The organism is Chitinophaga ginsengisoli (genome assembly GCF_003014595.1).
GTDB classification, from domain to species: Bacteria; Bacteroidota; Bacteroidia; order Chitinophagales; family Chitinophagaceae; genus Chitinophaga; species Chitinophaga ginsengisoli.
The window spans coordinates 256,571-274,924 of the sequence record NZ_PYGK01000005.1; the positions used below are offsets into that span (position 1 = coordinate 256,571).

Genomic DNA, 18,354 nt, shown 5'->3' on the forward strand with positions numbered 1-18,354 from the left:
GTCTGATTTTTATAGATACTTTTTCAGCGAATTTACGTCCAATCCTTCATAATCACCCGAACTCATCATGAGCAGGTTCGCATTCTGGTAGTCCTGTTTGTCGAGGAATGCCACCAGGTGTTCCCTTTGGGTGAATATCTGCAGGTCATTGCGGCCAAAGCCCTGTGCCACCAGGTCAGGGGCCAGGTCGGGCATCCGTTTGATCTCCAGTGCATGTTTACTGTAAAATACAACGGGTACGTCAGCTTTGTCCATCACACCCTGGTACTGCACCATAAAATCAGCATTCAGGCTGCTGTAAGTGTGCAATTCCAGTACGGCTATCAGCCTGCGCTGCGGATATTGTGACTGCAGAGCGTTGATGGTAGCCATTACCTTAGACGGTGCATGTGCAAAGTCGCGGTAAATAGCACAATGATCATTCTTGCCTACCAGTTCCAGCCTTTTGGCAGCGCCTTTGAAGGTGGCGATAGCTTTCAGGAAGGTCTCATCGCTGATACCCAGTTCATTACAAACCAGGCGGGCAGCATGCATATTCAGCAGGTTGTGATCGCCGAATACTTCGAGTACGGCTTGTTGGCCGCCAAAGGTTACGGTAGTAGTACCGTTGACGATCTGGTGCTGTGGTATATCGTAGGGAACCAGTTTCAGGTGCAGACCTTCTGTCTTTACCAATTTTACCAGTTCCGGATCGGTGCTGTTGTAAATGAGAATATTGCCGGCCTTCATGGTACGGAGGAATATGGCAAACTGCTCCAGGTAGTTATCGAATGTGGGGAACACATTGATATGATCCCAGGCAATGCCAGTCAGTACGGCAATATGAGGATGCAGGAAATGGAATTTAGGCCGCTTTTCAATGACAGAAGCAGGGTATTCGTCTCCTTCACAAACGATCACCGGAGCATCGGTGATATTGACAGACTGTGCGAAGCCCGCGAGACGTGCACCTACCAGGTAGTCAAATGCCTGTCCTGACTGCTGCAGTACATGCATGATCATGGCAGTGGTAGTTGTTTTGCCATGGCTGCCACCTACAACGACCCTTTTCTTCTGCTGGCTTTCCTGGTAAATGTATTCCGGGAAGGAATAGATCTTCAGGCCCAGTTCTTTAGCCTTGATCAGCTCAGGATTATCTCCGCGGGCATGCATACCCAGGATGACCGCGTCGAGGTCGGCCGTAATACGGTTATCATCCCAACCCATGGTAGCCGGAGCTATACCAGCCTGACGCAGATTGCCCAGTGCTGGTTCATAGATCTCATCATCACTGCCGGTTACCTGGTAACCCTTGTTTTTCAATGCGATAGCTAACTGATGCATTACACTGCCGCCCACCGCAATAAAATGTACTTTTGCCATATACTTTTAAGCCAGATACCTGCGTTTTATCGTTATATTTATACCTAGGGGAAAAGGAACGATATTATATCTAAAATCTTTAATATAAATTTTATATTTGCAAAGTAACGTCAAAAATTGACGATTAAAAAAGTGATATCATCATTCCCTATGAATTTTCATTATTCAACTAAACATCCCTTTATGCAATCATCTTATCTGAAAGTTTTGGGCGGCGCCTGTCTTATCCTTATCTTTGCGGCTTTCTTAACTTCCTGTGCGTCACAGAACAAATTAGGTTGTCCGATGAAAATTGGTAAAGCAACGCACGGAGTAAACGTGAAGGATTGTTAATGAACTGGATACCACTTACTACAGAGCAACAGTTAACAGAGATCAGAGAAGCGTCGGCAGCAAAGCCGGTAGTAATTTTCAAACACAGCACACGTTGTTCCATCAGCGCTGTAGCTAAATCCAGGCTGGAAAGAGGAGCTGCTCCGCAGGAGATCTCATTCTACTACCTGGACCTGATCAGATTCAGGGACATTTCGAACCGGATTGCAGCGGATTTTGATGTACCGCATGAATCGCCGCAGGTTTTGCTGATCCGTAACGGGGAATGCATTTATGATGAAAGCCACAGCGGGATTACCATGGATGACCTTGTAAGCAAGTCAAACTAAGGACGCAATCAGACTATTTATCCAAAGAATTTAGTACCGGCCTATGGCCGGTATTTTTTTTGCCCTAGCTTTGTACTCTAAGAATTGAGCGAATGAAACATCGTATAGTAGTAGCGGTTACAGGTGCCAGCGGATCCATTTATGCCAGGCAGTTACTGAACAAATTGCAGGCAGCTTCCGCACAGACAGACCAGATAGCCCTGGTGATGACCACCAATGCACGTACCGTTTGGGAAACAGAGCTAGGCACCGATGACTACAAGCAATTACCTTTTAAAACATATACACAGCAGGACTTCCACGCTCCTTTTGCTTCAGGTTCCGGCAGGTTTGACACCATGATCATCTGCCCCTGCTCAATGGGTACACTGGGACGTATTGCTACCGGTATCTCCAATGACCTGATCACCCGCGCAGCAGATGTAGTGCTGAAGGAAAGAAGAAAGCTGATATGTGTGGTAAGGGAAACACCTTATAACCTGATGCATATCAAAAATATGCTGGCGGTAACAGAAGCAGGAGGCATTATTTGCCCCGCCACACCATCCTTCTACAGCGTTCCTAAAACACTGGAAGATGTAGCTGCTACTGTTGTAGACCGGGTGCTTGATCTGGCAGGAATAGAGCAGGATACCTTCCGCTGGGGAAGTGAGGAAAAATAAGAACTGAAGAACACACAGCAGTGTTCATTGCCACAATAATACCAAGAATCATATGCAGATAGCGATCATCAACGGCCCTAACTTAAATCTCCTCGGAAAGCGGGAGCCAGGTATCTATGGAAATGAGTCTTTTGAGTCTTATTTCGAAAAACTGAAAGCACAGTATCCCGATGTACAGCTGACCTATTTCCAGAGCAATATTGAAGGCGAAATGATCAATCATCTGCACGAAATAGGGTTTTCCTATGATGGTATTCTCCTGAATGCCGGCGGTTATACCCACACTTCCGTGGCGCTTCGCGATGCTATTTCGGCTATCAAAACGCCTGTACTGGAAATTCATATCAGCAATATCCATGCACGGGAAGAGTTCAGGCATAAAAGCATGATTGCTCCAGTTTGTGTAGGAAGCATTTGCGGCCTGGGCATGAAAGGATATGCACTGGGAGTAGCTTATTTCCTGTAACAGGCGCTTGCCATTGTTAAAGGTTCATATGTCAAAGAACTGAGGCGCCATGCAATATTAGGAAAGAAGAAAGTGCCGTTTGGGAGGATGTCCATAGGGCGGAAAAGCATGTGCACAGGACGCCAAAACGTGGGTGGACGAAATGCCAAAACAAGAGAAATAGCTGTGTAAAGCTTAATTTGTACATTCCCTTCTTTTTGCCGTCTTGATACCGCTTTGATACCGCTAATCCTACGTTAATCCTACGTCTATAAACGTAGGATTAACGTAGGATTAGCGGTATCAAAGCGGTATCAAGACGGTATCAAAGCAAACTAAAAAGGGTGTTCCGGCATGGCCAGAACACCCTTTTCTTATTTCAGATGAATATTAGTTCAATGTTTCAGTTTCAACTGCCTGATCTTTGAAAGCCTCTCTTGGTTTCAGACCTAACAGTTCAAACATCATGTGATCTTCTTCGAAGGAAGGATTGTTCGTAGTCAGCAGTTTCTCACCGGTGAAGATAGAGTTTGCGCCTGCCATGAAGCAGAGGGCCTGCTCGGAAATGCTCATTTCAGCACGGCCGGCACTGAGACGTACCATTGCTTTAGGTATTACGATACGGGTGGTAGCGATCATACGTACCATATCCCAGAACGCAACTTTCGGCATATTTTCCAGCGGCGTTCCTTTTACACGGGTCAGGGCGTTGATAGGAACGGAATCAGGATGGGTAGCCATATTGCTCAGGGTGTGCAGCATACCGATGCGGTCTTCGTGGGATTCTCCCAGACCAATGATACCACCGCAGCAAACGCTTACACCTGCTTTGCGGACGTTGTCCAGGGTACGCAGACGGTCGTCGTAAGTACGGGTGGTGATGATAGACTCATAGTACTCGCTGGAAGTGTCCAGGTTGTGGTTGTAGGCATGCAAACCTGCATCCGCCAGTTTCTGTGCCTGTTCTTCGGTCAGCATACCCAGGGTAGTACAAACCTCCATGCCCAGCTCATTCACGCCTTTTACCATATCCAATACGCGGTCAAAGTCGCGGTTATCCCTGACTTCTCTCCAGGCAGCGCCCATGCAGAAGCGGGTAGAACCAGCATCTTTCGCCTTTTGGGCGTATGCCAGCACTTCTTCTTTTTTCAGAAGGCCATGTACTTTGATATCGGTATTATAGCGGGCAGCCTGAGGGCAATAAGAACAGTCTTCCGAGCAACCGCCTGTTTTAATGGACAGCAGCGTACAAACCTGTACTTCTGCAGTATCCTGCGTTTGTCTGTGTATGGAAGCAGCACGGAAAACCAGTTCCAGCAAGGGAGTATTATAGATCTCTTTTATTTCTTCAATAGACCAGTCGTGACGGATCTGCACATCTTGCATAATAATCTAATTTGAGAGCAAACCTACAAATTAAAATTGAATTAGGAATCAGGAAATAAGAATTAGAAAATGTGCTCAATTGTGCGTTATTATTAATTCTTATTGACTGACTTTCAATAGGTTTACAGGTATTTGAAATTTGTTTTTGGTGTAATGTTCAGGAGTGTCTGATAAATCAGGTGAATAGTGTTTTCCACATCGTCTTTTTTGATCATTTCCACGGTGGTGTGCATATAACGCAGCGGGATGCTGATCAATGCAGACGGGGTGCCGTCATTGGAGTAAGCAAACGCATCCGTATCTGTACCGGTACTGCGGCTTACGGCATGCAGCTGGTGCGGGATATCGTTCTTTTTGGCTGTTTTGATGATCAGGTCGCGGAGAATGTTGTGTACGGCGGGGCCATACGTAATACTCGGACCATTGCCACAGCGGATCTCACCTTCGATATTCTTGTTGATCATCGGGGTGGTCGTATCGTGTGTTACGTCGGTAATGATCGCCACATCCGGCTTGATCCTTTTAGCAATCATTTCCGCACCACGGAGACCTACTTCTTCCTGTACAGCGTTGACAATATACAGACCGAATGGCAGTTGCTGTTTCTTTTCCTTCAGCATGCGTGCTACCTCAGCAATCATAAAGCCACCGATGCGGTTATCGAAAGCACGGCAGATATAGTAGTCGTAGTTCAGTTCTTCAAAACCATCTTCAAAAGTCACCACACACCCTACATGGATACCGAGGTCTTCCACTTCCTTACGGTTGCGGGCGCCACAGTCCAGGAAAATGTTTTCCACTTTCGGCTGAGGGTCTTTGCCTTCGGTACTGCGCAGGCGGGTATGTATAGCGGGCCATCCGAACACGGCTTTTACGGTACCGTTCTCAGTATGGATATTCACGCGTTTGGACGGTGCGATCTGCTGATCAGAGCCACCATTGCGGATTACGTATATCAGTCCCTCCGGAGAGACATAATTGACAAACCACGATATTTCATCAGCATGTGCTTCAATCACCACTTTAAACGGGGCTTTCGGGTTGATGATACCGACTGCCGAGCCGTACGCGTCCACATAGTACTCGTCTATAAACGGCTGCAGATATTCCAGCCACAATTTCTGTCCTTCTTTCTCAAACCCGGTAGGGGAGGGATTATTGAGATATTTACGCAGGAACGTAAGCGCCTCTTTACTGAGTATGGATTTTTGCTTTTTAGACATTGCTGTTAAATTAATTGTGCTGCAAAAGTAAGTGTTTGCCAGCTTACAGCAAGACGGGTGTTGGTTATGATAACGCCGTTATAGTAAAATGAAGCAGGGCGGAAAGCATTACCATGCCATCCAGTACAAAATAGTAGAAGTGATCTGAACGGTTACTGATGGCATATCGTGTAAGCAATGCTGTTATTGCTACCGGAGCCAGCAGAACGGCGGTCAGCATCCAGCCATCCACCGGGAAAAGCACCAGTGCAAAGATGGCGGCAAGCACCAGAGAACTGACATATAGCTTTTTAAGGCCTGATGCGCTCAGAATAGTGATCAAAGAGCGTATACCTTCCTTTTTGTCCGACTCCAGGTCCCGGTAATCAAACAGAATACAGATAGCATAAACGAGGAAGAAGCGGTGTAAGGTAAGGAATAGTATAGTGGGCGAATAAGGTTGTTTTTCTATAAATACCGGCAACAGGGTAGTGACATAGATCCAGACTGCAGTCAGGAATATGGTTTTGCCTATGGCGATCTTTCTCAGCCATATAAACGCCCGGTGCGGCACTTTAGGTGCGGAATACAGGAAGGTAAGCACGGCAGCCCCCGACAGTGGCAGCCATTGTTCCCGTAACAACCAGAAGCCGTAAGCTGCTCCCAGTGCTCCTAATGCACAAAGTACCAGCTGTAATGTTTTATGACGGGCACCCCAGAGAATACGTTCAGAGGTAGAATAATCTGCAGGAGTCAGGTACCAATGGAAATTATAGCTGCAGATAGTTGAGCAGAAAACGAAGAAATAATAAGCCTCATTAATGTCCCGGATCTGCAGCAGCGTGTTCGTCTGCCATATCATGAGTATGGCGCAGCAAGCTACGTAGAGAGACGAGAAGATGATAAAATTAAAAAGACCGCGAAGCATTAACAATCGGCATTAGGAAATTAAGAATCAGAAATTGGAATGCGAAATTAGGAATTATACGCCCTAAGATTACATTAATTCCTGATTCTTATGCCTGGTTAAAGCGGAATATTTCCATGTTTCTTTCGGGGCATTGTCACCACCTTGTTTTCCAGCATGGCGTATCCCTTAATCAATTTTATACGGGCCTGGTCCGGTACGATGACTTCATCAATATACCCTTTTTCTGCTGCCAGATAAGGATTGGCGAAGCGTTCGGTATATTCTGCCACCAGCTCGTTGGTACGGGCTTCCGGATCAGGAGCGGCATCTATTTCTTTTTTATAGATGATCTCTACGGCGCCTTTAGGCCCCATTACGGCTATCTCTGCCTGTGGGAAAGCGAAGTTGAGGTCTGCACCGATATGTTTTGAGTTCATTACACAGTAAGCACCACCATAGGCTTTACGGGTTGTAACGGTGATCTTCGGCACAGTGGCTTCACTCAATGCGAAAAGTAGTTTAGCCCCGTTGGTGATGATACCATTCCATTCCTGGTCAGTGCCGGGGAGGAAGCCCGGAACATCTACCAGCACCAGCAAGGGGATGTTGAACGCATCGCAGAAGCGGGTAAAACGGGCGCCCTTTACAGAGGCATGTATATCCAGTACCCCTGCCAGATGGGCTGGCTGATTGGCGACGATACCTATACTCCTTCCGGCAATGCGGGCAAAGCCCACAATGAGATTTTCGGCAAAGTCCTTATGTACTTCAAAGAAACTCTCCTTATCCGTCAGCTCACTGATCACATCTTTCATGTCGTATGGCTGATTGGAGCTGGCAGGAATAATTGTGTTCAGTGCCGGGCGGATCTCGTCGGTCGGTTCGTATGGATAGACGGGCGCATCTTCTTCACAGTTCTGTGGCACATAACTGAGTAGCTGCCGTATGTTGTTGATGCATTCTACCTCATTGGTGCAGGAAAAATGGGTGACACCGCTTTTCACTGCATGGGTATGTGCACCTCCCAGTTCTTCTGCTGTCACTTCCTCATGTGTAACCGTCTTAACGACGTTAGGCCCGGTGACGAACATATAGGAGGTCTCTTCTACCATCAGTATGAAATCTGTGATGGCGGGGGAGTATACAGCACCGCCGGCACAGGGTCCCATAATAGCGGAGATCTGCGGGATGACGCCGGAAGCCCGGGTATTACGGTAAAAGATATCCGCATACCCCCCCAGGCTTACTACGCCCTCCTGTATACGGGCGCCGCCACTGTCGTTTAAACCAATCACGGGAGCGCCGTTCTGCATGGCGAGGTCCATGATCTTACAGATCTTACGGGCATGGGGCTCCGAAAGACTACCGCCGTAGACGGTAAAGTCCTGCGAAAAGACATAGGTCAGACGGCCGTTGATCGTACCATAGCCGGTTACGACGCCATCACCGGGAAACTGTTCCTGGTCAGTAGTCATACCACGGTTACGGTTATGTACGAACATGTCCAGCTCTTCGAAGGAGCCTTCGTCCATCAGGAGTTGTAACCGTTCCCTTGCTGTAAGTTTTCCTTTCTTATGTTGGGAGGAGATGCGTGCTTCGCCGCCACCAAGGATGGCTGTAGCGATCTTGTTCCGGAGTTCGTGGAATTTGTCCATGGAACAAATATAATCAGGAATCAGGAATTGAACGTGCATGTAATACGCATTCCTGATCCCTGCTATGTATTTTATTGGTAGATGATCTCTACTTTGGGTGTAGCGATGGTATCGCTGATATGACCGGCATTGTCAGTAATATATACAAGATAATGCACGCTGTCTTTCGGAATACCGGTGGTATTTCCGGGGAAGTCTATCGGCTCCAGGTGCAGAATTACTTCTGCGGTCAGGTTTGTTCCATTATGGGCATCCAGTTTTGGCATTTTACGGGAGGCAAATACCGTATCGGGTTCTGGCTGGAAATCGTAAATGGCGGTGAAATTGAAGCTGTTTTCAATATCTCCGTCACCGTCCTTCACCTGGAAGTGAACATCCAGTCCGTTGGAAGGGATAACGGGGTCGGAAGAGTAGGAGAGAAAACTGATCATCGGCTTGGTGCCAATGGAGTCCTTACTGCAACCAGACCCGGATATAACTGCCAATGCGAACAGGGATAAAACGAGTATTTTCTTCATATAACAAACCTACATTATTTTTTTTACTATAGCTAATGTGCACAGGTACGCCGGTCCACTGTCGGTATAACGTAAAATCTGGTTTGATTGTTACGTATGCCCTAAATTTGTGCGTTTAAAGCAAGCGAACATGAGTGGCATTAATACGGCAGCGTTATTTACATTGAAGGAGCAGGAGCTGGAAGCGGCAGCCCTGGAGCTGTTCCATTACCAGTACAGGGAAAATACCCTTTACCGGGCTTATACGGATGCACTGCGCAGACGGCCGTCGGAGGTGCGCTCATTGGAGCAGATCCCTTTCCTGCCTATCCAGTTCTTTAAAACGCATACCGTTACCTGCGGTACCTTCACGCCGGAGCTGATCTTTGAAAGCAGTGGTACGACCCAAACGATCAATAGCCGCCACCTGGTAAAAGAAGCCGCCCTCTATGAACGCAGTTTCCTGGCAGGGTTTGAACGTTCATACGGTCCTGTTTCCGACTTTGTGATACTGGGATTACTGCCTTCCTACCTGGAACGCCAGCATTCCTCCCTGGTCTACATGGTGCAGGATATGGTAAAAAGAAGCGGGCATCCCGCCAGCGGATTTTATCTGTATGAGCACGATAAATTGGCCGACCGGCTCCGGGAGCTGGAAGCCAGCGGACAGAAAACCCTGCTGATCGGTGTTACTTTTGGCTTGCTGGATTTTGCAGAGCATCATTCCCTTCAACTGAAAAATACCATTGTGATGGAAACCGGGGGCATGAAGGGACGTCGTGAGGAATGGACCCGGCAGCAGGTGCATGCTTACCTCAGGGAAAAATTAGGTTGTGAACATATCCATACAGAATATGGAATGACGGAGTTGTTATCCCAGGCATATTCTCACAGAGATGGACTGTTTACCACACCGCCATGGATGAAAGTGCTGGTAAGAGATGAGAATGATCCTTTTCAGTTTTCAACGGCTCATGCTTCAGGAGTGATCAATGTGGTTGATCTCGCTAATGTTTATTCCTGTGCATTTATAGCGACAGAAGATATCGGGCGGTTACATGAGGAGGGTAGTTTTGAAGTGCTGGGGCGGTTGGATAATTCGGCGTTGAGAGGATGTAGTTTGATGGTGAGTTAGGAGGAGATAAACCCAAGCGAACAATCTACATTGAGTAAATCTGCCAGTAAATAGCCATTCTGCTCAATATTGCCCAGTTTGATCTCATTTAATATGAAGTATTCTTCAATACTTTTCCGGTCAGTGGTCGGTTTCGAAAGAAAATCGATCAGTTCGTTGAGAATAAAGGTCAGGTAGTATCTTAAGTTTGATGTTATCTGTTCATTATTGGTATTGGTTGCGGCATCGTGTATAATTTCATTTCTAAGCCTGTAGATTCTGGTGAAATGAATTTCCAGGTGTTCTTTATGGGCTTTTATATAGTCTTTGGCATTACCGGTTTTACCGTTTTTGAAGAACCATTGTTTGAGTTTCATGCCGCGGTAAGCCAGTAGCGGAAATTTCGATAGAAGATTAGTAAAAACTTCTTTATAAAAGGATTCTTCTTTAAGAAAGCTGTCATCGAAAACATTATATGTGGGGACTAAAGTTTGATCTGTTGTACTCAGTTGGATAATATCATTTTTTAAGTTGTGTACGTTTCTTTTTACGTAAGCGAGGCAATGGGCATTTATAAAATGTTCCTTTATCCTGTTAATTGTATGCTGGCTTTCGTAGTTTGAAAATAAGTATTCCAATCCGATCCAATAATTTATAAACTTATGTTCAACTTCGGTGGATTGATTACCCAACCTCAGATAACGAATGGCGGATTTTATTTTCTCTTTTGTTTCATTGATGATGAGATGATCATTTAGAATTGCGGGAAGCTTTTTGGTAAATTCCAAATAATGGTCTTTGGTTACGCGGTATTTGCCATCCAATATGTGTACATTATGCTGAAAATTCCCATTTTGAGGTGAGCGGGAATCTATTACCAGCGCCCGGTGATATATCTGTAAAGACTCATCTGAAAGGCCAAGGTTTATCACATCCAGATACTCCGATAAAACGCTTCTTGCTCTTTTTAGTGCGGATAAATAATCTGTTGCTGTTACCTGACAATGTATGAATTTTCTGGCATTACCCGGGGCGTTAAAGGAAGGCAGTTCTTCTCTTTGGCGCATACCTTTCAATCGAATATTATTGATGTTATCTGATAGTGAAAGTTTGGGGTTTGAAATTGAAATGGTGGATATGGCGTCATAAACTTTGTGGGTAGTATCAACTCTGAATATTACGGTATGCTCAACATTGCTATCCGATATTCTTGTCTTGAAGTTTTGGAAGTGATCGTTAAAATTACTGCCCTCGCCTAATGACATAACAAATGTTCCATATACCAACTTAAATAAAAATCCTTTTGAAAATCCATTGCTGATCAATTCACTGAACAAGATATTTAATGTATAATCCAGCTTTTCAAGTGAGATAATGGTTGAATTATTGGCGGTTACAAGTAAGTCCAGTTCAGCAATAACAGTTTCTAAATACTGGTCGTTTTCGCTAAGAAGGATCTCAATACTGAAAATCACTTTCCTGTAATTGAATTCGTCAATTGTTCTAAGCGATTGTTCCAGGTATTTTTGAGATATGGATTTAAAAAACAGGTAATTGGGTTTATCTCCGCTTAATAAGTTGATGGCTTCATCAATCGCACCTTTTTTATCTTTTTCTTTAGCTTTAAGGGTGTGAAAGTGTTTAATACGGCCTGTTTCAAACTCCTGCAGACAGTACTTTAGTTCCTTTAGAATAGTTTTAGGATTATTGAGTTTTACTCTGTATGAATCCATGCTACCGAGATATAATAACTCTAATGATTTCTCAATAAAAAAACGCTGGCAAATCGATAAGGTGGAATTTTTATGACTTATTTTTTGCATACTCGTCTAAATGATTGTATCTTCACAATGGAAAAAAGAAATTCAAGATAAGAAAGGGAAGACGAGGTGGATGTGGATCTGGAGGCAATTCCGCGCATCTTCGCTGCTTCCTTAGATAAGAGAAGGCACTTCGTAAGAAGTGCCTTTGCAATTTTAAGAGAGTTCCTTTTAAAACCAATTGTTCATTTTGTTCATTTAGCACATCGCCTTCTTCAACAACTCTTCCATTCTCTCCGGATGTCCGCTCATCCCGACCAGATCCGCCATATACGGAAAACTAAAATGATCCATACCAAATTTCTTCATCAGGTAAGAATCCAATGCTTCGATATGCTGCGGTTGTTCTAAAAAACTACGTAGGAAATAAAGAAAATGTTGTTGTTCTTTTTCTATCAGCAGTGTCAATGCGATCTTCTCTTTTAATGGATTTTGATCCTGTTGTTTAAAGAGCTGTAATGCTTTTGTAAACTGATTTTCCGTCAGTTCTTCATGATAGACAGGTAAGAAGTCCAGGCAGAAATATTCCACAGCAAAATCATCCATAATACCAGCACTGAGCTGGTCTTCTTCAAAGGTATACCAGGTAGCCCAGTCGAGCAGTTCCTGCACAGTGATCTCTTCTTTCAGCAGTGCTTCGAGATGATGGATAAGACCTTTGCGTGTAGGAACAGTACCGGAAGTATGTTGAATACTATCTACGATGTCTGCATAGAAAGCATCATTCATCTGGTGTGCAGCAGCGGTGAGCAGTTGGCTGACTTCGTTATGGGCAGAGGGAGGAAGCAGATCGGCAGTTTCTGCAAGTATTTCGGGCTTTGTTTTGTGACCCTGAAGATATGCTTTTATCAGGGAGACGAAATAGGTTGAAGTGATATAAGGCAACTTGTCCTTCATACTTACAGGTTTTTTCTTTTGTTGACTAACACGGCGTTTGATGTTGGCTGTATTAGCAGAGTTCTGGCATAGGTGATGTAAACGATCTGCGTTGATACAATTTACCACTAAAATCCGGGAAAATTAGTTAAACAGACAGAAATGATCAATCTGGTGCTAAATTTTAAGAGATTTTTCACATATAAAAAATGTTGAGTACTATAGCTGCGCCTGCTCCTGCTGGCATGGTTTTGGGGCCTCAGTTAATGTAAGTACAATCATTTTTAATCGTCAAAAACGTAGCGTTATGGCAGTCAGGGATAGATCGATCGGTAGTACCGGTCTGGAACAGGGAGGTCCTAATATGGGGAATGACTATAGTCGTGATATAACCCGTGAAAAGACCGCGGATGACACTATTAAAGTGATCTTACCAAAAGACAAAAAACATCCGGTCAAAAAAGATAAAAACAAGCGTGAACCATAAAGGCGCAACAATGAAAACAAGTGACAATAGGTTAAACTATGATCTGCTTGTTCCATAAAAAAGGGTAGTTTAAACTACATCATCAAGTCACCTGTACTTGATAAAGGCATAGAATGATCTATGCCTTTATTCGTGCAGTAGAGCGCGCTACTATATTGAGTATTAATTTACTAGATGTAATAAAAATCTATCGAGTTCGTTATATTAATGAAAAACATATTGTATCTTTAGCGGGTATCTTTATTAAAACCGGAACGCAATAGCAAGCCAATTTATTTAATTAACGGGGGATCCCCGATGTCCTCCTCACCGTACCTGTGAATTAAATCAGACACAATGCCGGGCTGGCTACTTTTACTCCATTGGAGTTGCTAATCACAAAAAACAGGAATAACGAATTTATTGACCGAACGACCTAACTATTAAATCCTATGTTGCTAACTATCCAGGCCGTCCACACACGGCTCAGGGGAACGCCATGTTGTTATCTCACATATTCTGCTGTAAGGATATGTGTATTACTAATGATCCTGCTGCCATGCTCTTTTATATTTAACGTAGCATCTGCACAGCATCTTACTTTACAGAACTCTTCGCTTGAAGGGAAACCAGGAGTGAAGACCGCGCCGCCGGGATGGCGTGTGGCTATTAATACGCCGGATATACTGCCAGGCGTGTATGGCTGTCACAAAATTGCAAAAGCCGGCAAGACTTTTATTGGTCTTCAGGCAGGACCTGTTTACAGGGAAGGAATAGAGCAGGAGCTATCTTCTCCGTTACGAAAGGGGAAGATCTATAGCCTGTCTTTTGACCTTGCTTTCAGTAAGATCTATGGCCATGAACACTGTTATGGCAATCTCGCTATTTTTGGTGGGAATACGCCCGGTGATACATCTGAACTGCTATGGACATCCGGTAGTTTTACGGATACGACATGGCATAGATGGACGGCGGAACTGAGACCCCGTGCATCTCATAAATTCATTTCATTTTATGCTTATCCGGAAGAGAAGTGTGCAGTCAACAGTTACGGTGTGGTCGTGTTCATGGATAACCTGTCGTCCATCAACCAGATATTAAAAACAGAAGTTACCGCCACCGCTTCCTGTAATAACACTTCTACAGGTAGTGTAAACGTACGCGTAACAGGAGGTGACGGACCCTATACGTATCTATGGACACCCGGCAACTACCATACGCCGCAGGTGTCCAATTTGCCGGGAGGGTATTACGAAGTGCAGATCACTTCTGCAGATGGCGTCACAACAAAAGCAGCTGTGACGGTAGGGGAGTCGGACCTTGCTACTGGTACAGATGTTACATTATCAAATTGTGCTGGTGATAATAAAAGTGCCATCTCGTTAAACATTACAGGTGGTATACCACCCTATGACCTGTCAATAAATGGTATTGAAAGAGAGGGAAGCAAGTTTGATAACCTGGTACCTGGCAATTATGTATTCATCGTGAAAGATAAACAGGTATGTTCAGATACATTTAATGTGTTTATAAAGGAGCCGGACCCTTTAGTCATCAGGCAGGTGGATGTGGAGCCCTGTAGCTGCAGTGAAGTGAATGATGGCAGTATCAGGTGGATAGTGGAAGGAGGAACACGTCCTTATAAGTATCGTGTGGATGGAGATATGTGGCAGCCGGATAGCCTGCACCATAATCTGAAAACAGGCAATTATCGTTATGAAATTGAAGATGCCCGGGGCTGTGTTGAAACAGGATCTGCGACTATTACTTCTCCCTGGCAAAATTGTCTTGTTGTGATGCCATCTGCGTTTAGTCCAAACGGTGATGGGAATAATGATCTTTTCCGTCCGAAAGTATATGATGCAGTAACGAACTATCAGCTAAAGATATTTAACCGATGGGGAAGTCTTGTTTTTCAGACAAATGATCCGAAGAGAGGATGGGATGGTTATTACAGTGGTATGCCGCAGAGTTCACAGGCATTTATATATGTATGCTCTTTTAATACCAGTCGTAATGAACTGAAGGAATACAGAGGAACGGTGATGCTTGTGAAATAAAATCATGATCACCATTGTCACGATAATCAATATTATCATATTGTTATGGTTATTACCGTTCTTTCTTCAGTGCCTTTTTGATCTGCTCATGCAGATGTACAAATACAAATGGTTTGACCAGATATCCTGCTGCACCTTTTCGCAGGGCATTTGTTATTTCGTCGTCTTCTTTTTTTCCACTGGTAATGAGCACGGGAATTTTGCACAGAGAGGGATGTTCACGAAATCTGTCCAGCAACTCATAGCCATTAATGACTGGCATATAAATATCACTGATCACAAGATCTGGCAGGTAGCGAATCGCCATTGCAAATCCTTCCTCTCCATTACCGGCAGTAATAACGGTGTAGTCGTGCAGTTCAAGCAGACTTTTAAGTGTATCCAGAAGACCGGCTTTGTCTTCAATTAAAAGAATCCTGGCGTTCATGTGTATATTTTACTGGCAGGTATCAGGGTACCTGAAAGCCAGTGTAAAAACCGTGCCCTTATCAGGCTCGCTGCTCACTGTAATATCTCCGTCGTTGGCAGCAACAAATGTTTTTACAATAGTAAGACCTAATCCGGTACCGGCAATGCCCTTTGTATTACTTCCCCTGTAATAAGGTTGAAACAAATGGGGCAGATCTTCGGCAGGTATACCTATACCATCATCGCTAACAGTGATAACAAGCGTATTTTCCTGGTAAGACAAATGAATGGCCGGTGCCTTTTCGTGGGAAAATTTGAAAGCATTGCTAACCAGATTTGTAAATATTCTGGTCAGCTGACCAGAATTGGCCAGTATTTTGCAGGGCGTACCGGACATTGTGATTTGCAATGTTTTACGATCGTCCATAAGAGAACGGAATTGCTCCTTTAAAGGAAGGATTTGTTCTTCCACATAGAGTAGTTCTTTCTTTGCTTCAAAGTTGCCGGATAGTATGTTGTTGATAGTCAGCATCTCATCAAGCATATTATTCAGGGAAAAGATCTCTGAAGTGATCCTGGACAGCTGTTGTTCATAGAATGGATTCATATAACGATCTGCCTGGAGCTTGATGGAAAGTAGGTCAACGATAGACGCGATGGTGGTCAGTGGTGTCTTGAATTCATGAGCAGTAATGGCCAGTACATTACTGGCAGTACTCAGTAATGTGCTGCTCTCTGAAGTATGCGTGGAGTTCATTGTTCTAACTTTTAATAAATGGCTGACGAACAATATGTAGAGAATGTCCACAGGTGTTGACTACACAGTTCGCTTCCAATTGAAAAGCAAAATACTTAATAAAGGAGTAATTATCTAGTGAGTATTTAATTTTAAAATGTATTTTTACCTTTGGATTGAAAACTGTGATAATATTCCGAAAAAGTTAACTCAAAGATCATATATAAATTAGTGTTATAAAATAGGTGGGACTGAGAGTGCACATGGCTTTATCTTTATTGTTTTAATAATCAATGACTTGCGTATATGCTTTATGATTTCTCGTTTTTGGAACTATTTTTGCAACAGTAAGTAACTTTTATATGCCATATTTTTTTATTGAACCGATTATGAACCTTGCTAACTTTTTACCCCTATGATCAATATTGGAATTATAGAAGACAATTATTTCCAGTTGAACAATTACAAGGAGTTTTTAGAAGATTTTCAAGAGTGTAAGGTCGTATTTGCTTGTAAGTCAATGGAGGAGTTTAGAGCCCTCCCATTTAAAGAGACTGAGGTAAACGTAATATTGCTGGACATTTCATTACCAGGGGAATCAGGCATACAGGGTATGCAGGAAATAAAAAGGGTTTACCCTGAAGCAAAGCTTATTGTACTGTCGGGACACGATGGGAAACATTATGTAATTGAATCGATCCGCCAGGGCGCGAATGGTTATATTATTAAGACCAGCCGTTTAATGGAGATCTATCATTCAATTATGGATGCTGTCAGCGAAGGAGGCACTCTTTCTCCTAAAGCGGCCCATTTACTCATTAATTATATTGCCAAGGACCCCCTGGAGGATATAAAACATAAGCTGACTAAAAGAGAATATGAATTGCTCGCCCTGTTAAAGGAAGGCTACTCATATAAGGAGATGGCAGAGAAGCTTTTTGTGACTGTTTTCACTGTGAACCAGCATCTGAAGAAGATTTACCAAAAACTTAATGTTGCCACAAAATCAGAACTAATTTCGAAGATCTGGTCAAATAGTTTGTATTCTTTCTTTTTAATTACGAATTCTTGGATTTTTTTTCAAATGCTTTCGTTTAAAGATATGACGCTATTTGGGTGAGAGTATATACTTTAATTAGTAGGCACGTTTGTGTTATAGGGGCGTTTTTTACTGTATTGAGTAGTGTTCGTGACGACCCTGATAAACTAATATTGTAGTACGGAAAGCGCGGAAGAAAAACCTTTAAATATTTAAAACGGTAAGATGATTCTAAAGAAGGATTATTTGCGTTATATCTTTGTTGTTCCGGTCCTTATCTGCTGTTTCTTTTTTACATCTTGTGTCAGTACACAGAAATCAGTTTATTTCAAAAATCTTCCTGATACTGTTATTGCCCCCGTGAAAGGAAATTTTGAGCCGGTAATTCAAAAAAATGACGTTTTGCAAATTATTGTGAGTAGCATGAACCCCGAGGATGCTATTGTATTTAACACCCCAAGTACTGCAACCACCGGAGCTGCGGGAGGTGGCACCCAGGTAACAGGTTATCTGGTCAGTGAGCAGGGATTTATTGAATATCCGGTACTTGGACATGTAAAAGCTGCAGGTCTTACAAAAGAACAACTGACCACCTATCTGCGTGATGAGTTGAACAATAGAAAACTCATGAGAGATCCGGTAGTAAGTGTGAGGTTCCTCAATTATCGTGTAACTGTTCTTGGTGAAGTAAGCCGGCCAGGTGTTTTCGCTATCAATAACGAAAGAATGTCGATAATGGAAGCGTTGGGTGTGGCAGGTGATATTACTATCTACGGTAAAAAAGACAATGTACTGTTAATCAGAGATGTAGAAGGGCAAAGAGTGATCAAACGGCTCAACCTGAACAATGATGACATCTTATCATCTCCTTATTATTACTTGCAATCCAATGACGTAGTGTATGTTGAACCAACCAAAGCAAGGGTGGTCAATGCAAGTGGCAACCGCCAGACAATATCTATCATCCTAAGCAGTATTTCACTGTTTGTGATTATTCTGGACCGGTTGATAATAAAATAAGTTGATGCTACTTAAATAATTCATCCTACAAACT

The 18,354-nt window shown here is 43.6% G+C and carries 18 protein-coding genes; 8 read left to right on the top strand and 10 right to left on the bottom strand.

Features of this window, described 5'->3' with window-relative positions; all coding sequences use genetic code 11:
- Window positions 1-9: 9 nt before the first annotated feature.
- Window positions 10-1,362, bottom strand: coding sequence for a UDP-N-acetylmuramate--L-alanine ligase (locus CLV42_RS14610; RefSeq protein WP_106602661.1), 1,353 nt, complete (start codon window positions 1,360-1,362; stop codon window positions 10-12).
- A gap of 332 nt (window positions 1,363-1,694) precedes the next feature.
- Here CLV42_RS14610 and ytxJ point away from each other — a divergent pair, with 332 nt between their 5' ends.
- The 3 genes from ytxJ (at window position 1,695) to aroQ (ending at window position 3,152) form a co-directional block, all read left to right on the top strand.
- A complete protein-coding gene (gene ytxJ / locus CLV42_RS14615; RefSeq protein ID WP_089832944.1) occupies window positions 1,695-2,024 on the top strand; it encodes a bacillithiol system redox-active protein YtxJ in 330 nt (109 codons plus the stop codon).
- 92 nt (window positions 2,025-2,116) lie between these two features.
- Complete coding sequence (locus tag CLV42_RS14620) at window positions 2,117-2,686, top strand: UbiX family flavin prenyltransferase (protein ID WP_106602662.1); 570 nt, start codon at window positions 2,117-2,119, stop codon at window positions 2,684-2,686.
- Between the two features lie 52 nt (window positions 2,687-2,738).
- Window positions 2,739-3,152 (top strand): type II 3-dehydroquinate dehydratase, encoded by a 414-nt coding sequence (gene aroQ / locus CLV42_RS14625; protein ID WP_106602663.1) that lies wholly within the window; start codon window positions 2,739-2,741, stop codon window positions 3,150-3,152.
- Window positions 3,153-3,521: 369 nt separating this feature from the next.
- On the opposite strand, the gene bioB is transcribed toward aroQ, so the two are convergent.
- From bioB to CLV42_RS14650, 5 genes are all read right to left on the bottom strand, one after another.
- Window positions 3,522-4,517 (bottom strand): biotin synthase BioB, encoded by a 996-nt coding sequence (gene bioB / locus CLV42_RS14630; RefSeq protein ID WP_106602664.1) that lies wholly within the window; start codon window positions 4,515-4,517, stop codon window positions 3,522-3,524.
- Window positions 4,518-4,639: 122 nt separating this feature from the next.
- Window positions 4,640-5,740 carry a M42 family metallopeptidase gene (locus CLV42_RS14635; protein WP_106602665.1) on the bottom strand — a complete coding sequence of 367 codons (1,101 nt, stop codon included), beginning with the start codon at window positions 5,738-5,740 and terminating at the stop codon, window positions 4,640-4,642.
- 64 nt (window positions 5,741-5,804) lie between these two features.
- Window positions 5,805-6,647 carry a UbiA family prenyltransferase gene (locus tag CLV42_RS14640; protein ID WP_106602666.1) on the bottom strand — a complete coding sequence of 281 codons (843 nt, stop codon included), beginning with the start codon at window positions 6,645-6,647 and terminating at the stop codon, window positions 5,805-5,807.
- Window positions 6,648-6,745: 98 nt separating this feature from the next.
- Window positions 6,746-8,284 carry an acyl-CoA carboxylase subunit beta gene (locus tag CLV42_RS14645; RefSeq protein WP_106602886.1) on the bottom strand — a complete coding sequence of 513 codons (1,539 nt, stop codon included), beginning with the start codon at window positions 8,282-8,284 and terminating at the stop codon, window positions 6,746-6,748.
- 71 nt (window positions 8,285-8,355) lie between these two features.
- The gene (locus CLV42_RS14650) at window positions 8,356-8,802 is read right to left on the bottom strand and encodes a hypothetical protein (RefSeq protein ID WP_106602667.1); all 447 of its coding nucleotides are present in this window, start codon (window positions 8,800-8,802) and stop codon (window positions 8,356-8,358) included.
- Between the two features lie 130 nt (window positions 8,803-8,932).
- Between CLV42_RS14650 and CLV42_RS14655 the strand changes: the two genes are divergently transcribed.
- Window positions 8,933-9,916 carry a LuxE/PaaK family acyltransferase gene (locus CLV42_RS14655; RefSeq protein ID WP_106602668.1) on the top strand — a complete coding sequence of 328 codons (984 nt, stop codon included), beginning with the start codon at window positions 8,933-8,935 and terminating at the stop codon, window positions 9,914-9,916.
- Here the strand turns inward: CLV42_RS14655 and CLV42_RS14660 are convergent.
- Both CLV42_RS14660 and CLV42_RS14665 read right to left on the bottom strand, forming a co-directional pair.
- Window positions 9,913-11,628, bottom strand: a complete 1,716-nt coding sequence (locus CLV42_RS14660) for a hypothetical protein (protein WP_106602669.1) — start codon at window positions 11,626-11,628, stop codon at window positions 9,913-9,915. The genes CLV42_RS14655 and CLV42_RS14660 overlap by 4 nt on opposite strands.
- A gap of 285 nt (window positions 11,629-11,913) precedes the next feature.
- Window positions 11,914-12,612, bottom strand: coding sequence for a hypothetical protein (locus CLV42_RS14665; protein WP_106602670.1), 699 nt, complete (start codon window positions 12,610-12,612; stop codon window positions 11,914-11,916).
- Window positions 12,613-12,898: 286 nt separating this feature from the next.
- Here CLV42_RS14665 and CLV42_RS14670 point away from each other — a divergent pair, with 286 nt between their 5' ends.
- Window positions 12,899-13,078 (top strand): hypothetical protein, encoded by a 180-nt coding sequence (locus CLV42_RS14670; RefSeq protein WP_106602671.1) that lies wholly within the window; start codon window positions 12,899-12,901, stop codon window positions 13,076-13,078.
- A 524-nt stretch (window positions 13,079-13,602) separates the two neighbouring features.
- A complete protein-coding gene (locus tag CLV42_RS14675) occupies window positions 13,603-15,117 on the top strand; it encodes a T9SS type B sorting domain-containing protein (RefSeq protein WP_170117518.1) in 1,515 nt (504 codons plus the stop codon).
- A 52-nt stretch (window positions 15,118-15,169) separates the two neighbouring features.
- Here CLV42_RS14675 and CLV42_RS14680 read toward each other — a convergent pair whose 3' ends face one another.
- Together CLV42_RS14680 and CLV42_RS14685 are read right to left on the bottom strand one after the other, a co-directional pair.
- Window positions 15,170-15,544, bottom strand: a complete 375-nt coding sequence (locus CLV42_RS14680; protein ID WP_106602673.1) for a response regulator — start codon at window positions 15,542-15,544, stop codon at window positions 15,170-15,172.
- Window positions 15,545-15,553: 9 nt separating this feature from the next.
- Window positions 15,554-16,282 (bottom strand): sensor histidine kinase, encoded by a 729-nt coding sequence (locus tag CLV42_RS14685; protein WP_106602674.1) that lies wholly within the window; start codon window positions 16,280-16,282, stop codon window positions 15,554-15,556.
- Between the two features lie 394 nt (window positions 16,283-16,676).
- Here CLV42_RS14685 and CLV42_RS14690 point away from each other — a divergent pair, with 394 nt between their 5' ends.
- A complete protein-coding gene (locus CLV42_RS14690) occupies window positions 16,677-17,381 on the top strand; it encodes a response regulator (protein WP_106602675.1) in 705 nt (234 codons plus the stop codon).
- Window positions 17,382-17,525: 144 nt separating this feature from the next.
- Window positions 17,526-18,320: a polysaccharide biosynthesis/export family protein gene (locus tag CLV42_RS14695; protein ID WP_106602676.1), complete on the top strand. Its 795-nt coding sequence runs from the start codon at window positions 17,526-17,528 to the stop codon at window positions 18,318-18,320.
- The last annotated feature ends 34 nt before the right edge of the window (window positions 18,321-18,354 follow it).

Excerpts from the sequence above, each read along its gene's own strand:
- CLV42_RS14610 (WP_106602661.1), bottom strand. The coding sequence starts at position 1,362 with ATGGCAAAAGTACATTTTATTGCGGTGGGCGGCAGTGTAATGCATCAG.
- ytxJ (WP_089832944.1), top strand. The coding sequence starts at position 1,695 with ATGAACTGGATACCACTTACTACAGAGCAACAGTTAACAGAGATCAGA.
- CLV42_RS14620 (WP_106602662.1), top strand. The coding sequence starts at position 2,117 with ATGAAACATCGTATAGTAGTAGCGGTTACAGGTGCCAGCGGATCCATT.
- aroQ (WP_106602663.1), top strand. The coding sequence starts at position 2,739 with ATGCAGATAGCGATCATCAACGGCCCTAACTTAAATCTCCTCGGAAAG.
- bioB (WP_106602664.1), bottom strand. The coding sequence starts at position 4,517 with ATGCAAGATGTGCAGATCCGTCACGACTGGTCTATTGAAGAAATAAAA.
- CLV42_RS14635 (WP_106602665.1), bottom strand. The coding sequence starts at position 5,740 with ATGTCTAAAAAGCAAAAATCCATACTCAGTAAAGAGGCGCTTACGTTC.
- CLV42_RS14640 (WP_106602666.1), bottom strand. The coding sequence starts at position 6,647 with ATGCTTCGCGGTCTTTTTAATTTTATCATCTTCTCGTCTCTCTACGTA.
- CLV42_RS14645 (WP_106602886.1), bottom strand. The coding sequence starts at position 8,284 with ATGGACAAATTCCACGAACTCCGGAACAAGATCGCTACAGCCATCCTT.
- CLV42_RS14650 (WP_106602667.1), bottom strand. The coding sequence starts at position 8,802 with ATGAAGAAAATACTCGTTTTATCCCTGTTCGCATTGGCAGTTATATCC.
- CLV42_RS14655 (WP_106602668.1), top strand. The coding sequence starts at position 8,933 with ATGAGTGGCATTAATACGGCAGCGTTATTTACATTGAAGGAGCAGGAG.
- CLV42_RS14660 (WP_106602669.1), bottom strand. The coding sequence starts at position 11,628 with ATGGATTCATACAGAGTAAAACTCAATAATCCTAAAACTATTCTAAAG.
- CLV42_RS14665 (WP_106602670.1), bottom strand. The coding sequence starts at position 12,612 with ATGAAGGACAAGTTGCCTTATATCACTTCAACCTATTTCGTCTCCCTG.
- CLV42_RS14670 (WP_106602671.1), top strand. The coding sequence starts at position 12,899 with ATGGCAGTCAGGGATAGATCGATCGGTAGTACCGGTCTGGAACAGGGA.
- CLV42_RS14675 (WP_170117518.1), top strand. The coding sequence starts at position 13,603 with ATGATCCTGCTGCCATGCTCTTTTATATTTAACGTAGCATCTGCACAG.
- CLV42_RS14680 (WP_106602673.1), bottom strand. The coding sequence starts at position 15,544 with ATGAACGCCAGGATTCTTTTAATTGAAGACAAAGCCGGTCTTCTGGAT.
- CLV42_RS14685 (WP_106602674.1), bottom strand. The coding sequence starts at position 16,282 with ATGAACTCCACGCATACTTCAGAGAGCAGCACATTACTGAGTACTGCC.
- CLV42_RS14690 (WP_106602675.1), top strand. The coding sequence starts at position 16,677 with ATGATCAATATTGGAATTATAGAAGACAATTATTTCCAGTTGAACAAT.
- CLV42_RS14695 (WP_106602676.1), top strand. The coding sequence starts at position 17,526 with ATGATTCTAAAGAAGGATTATTTGCGTTATATCTTTGTTGTTCCGGTC.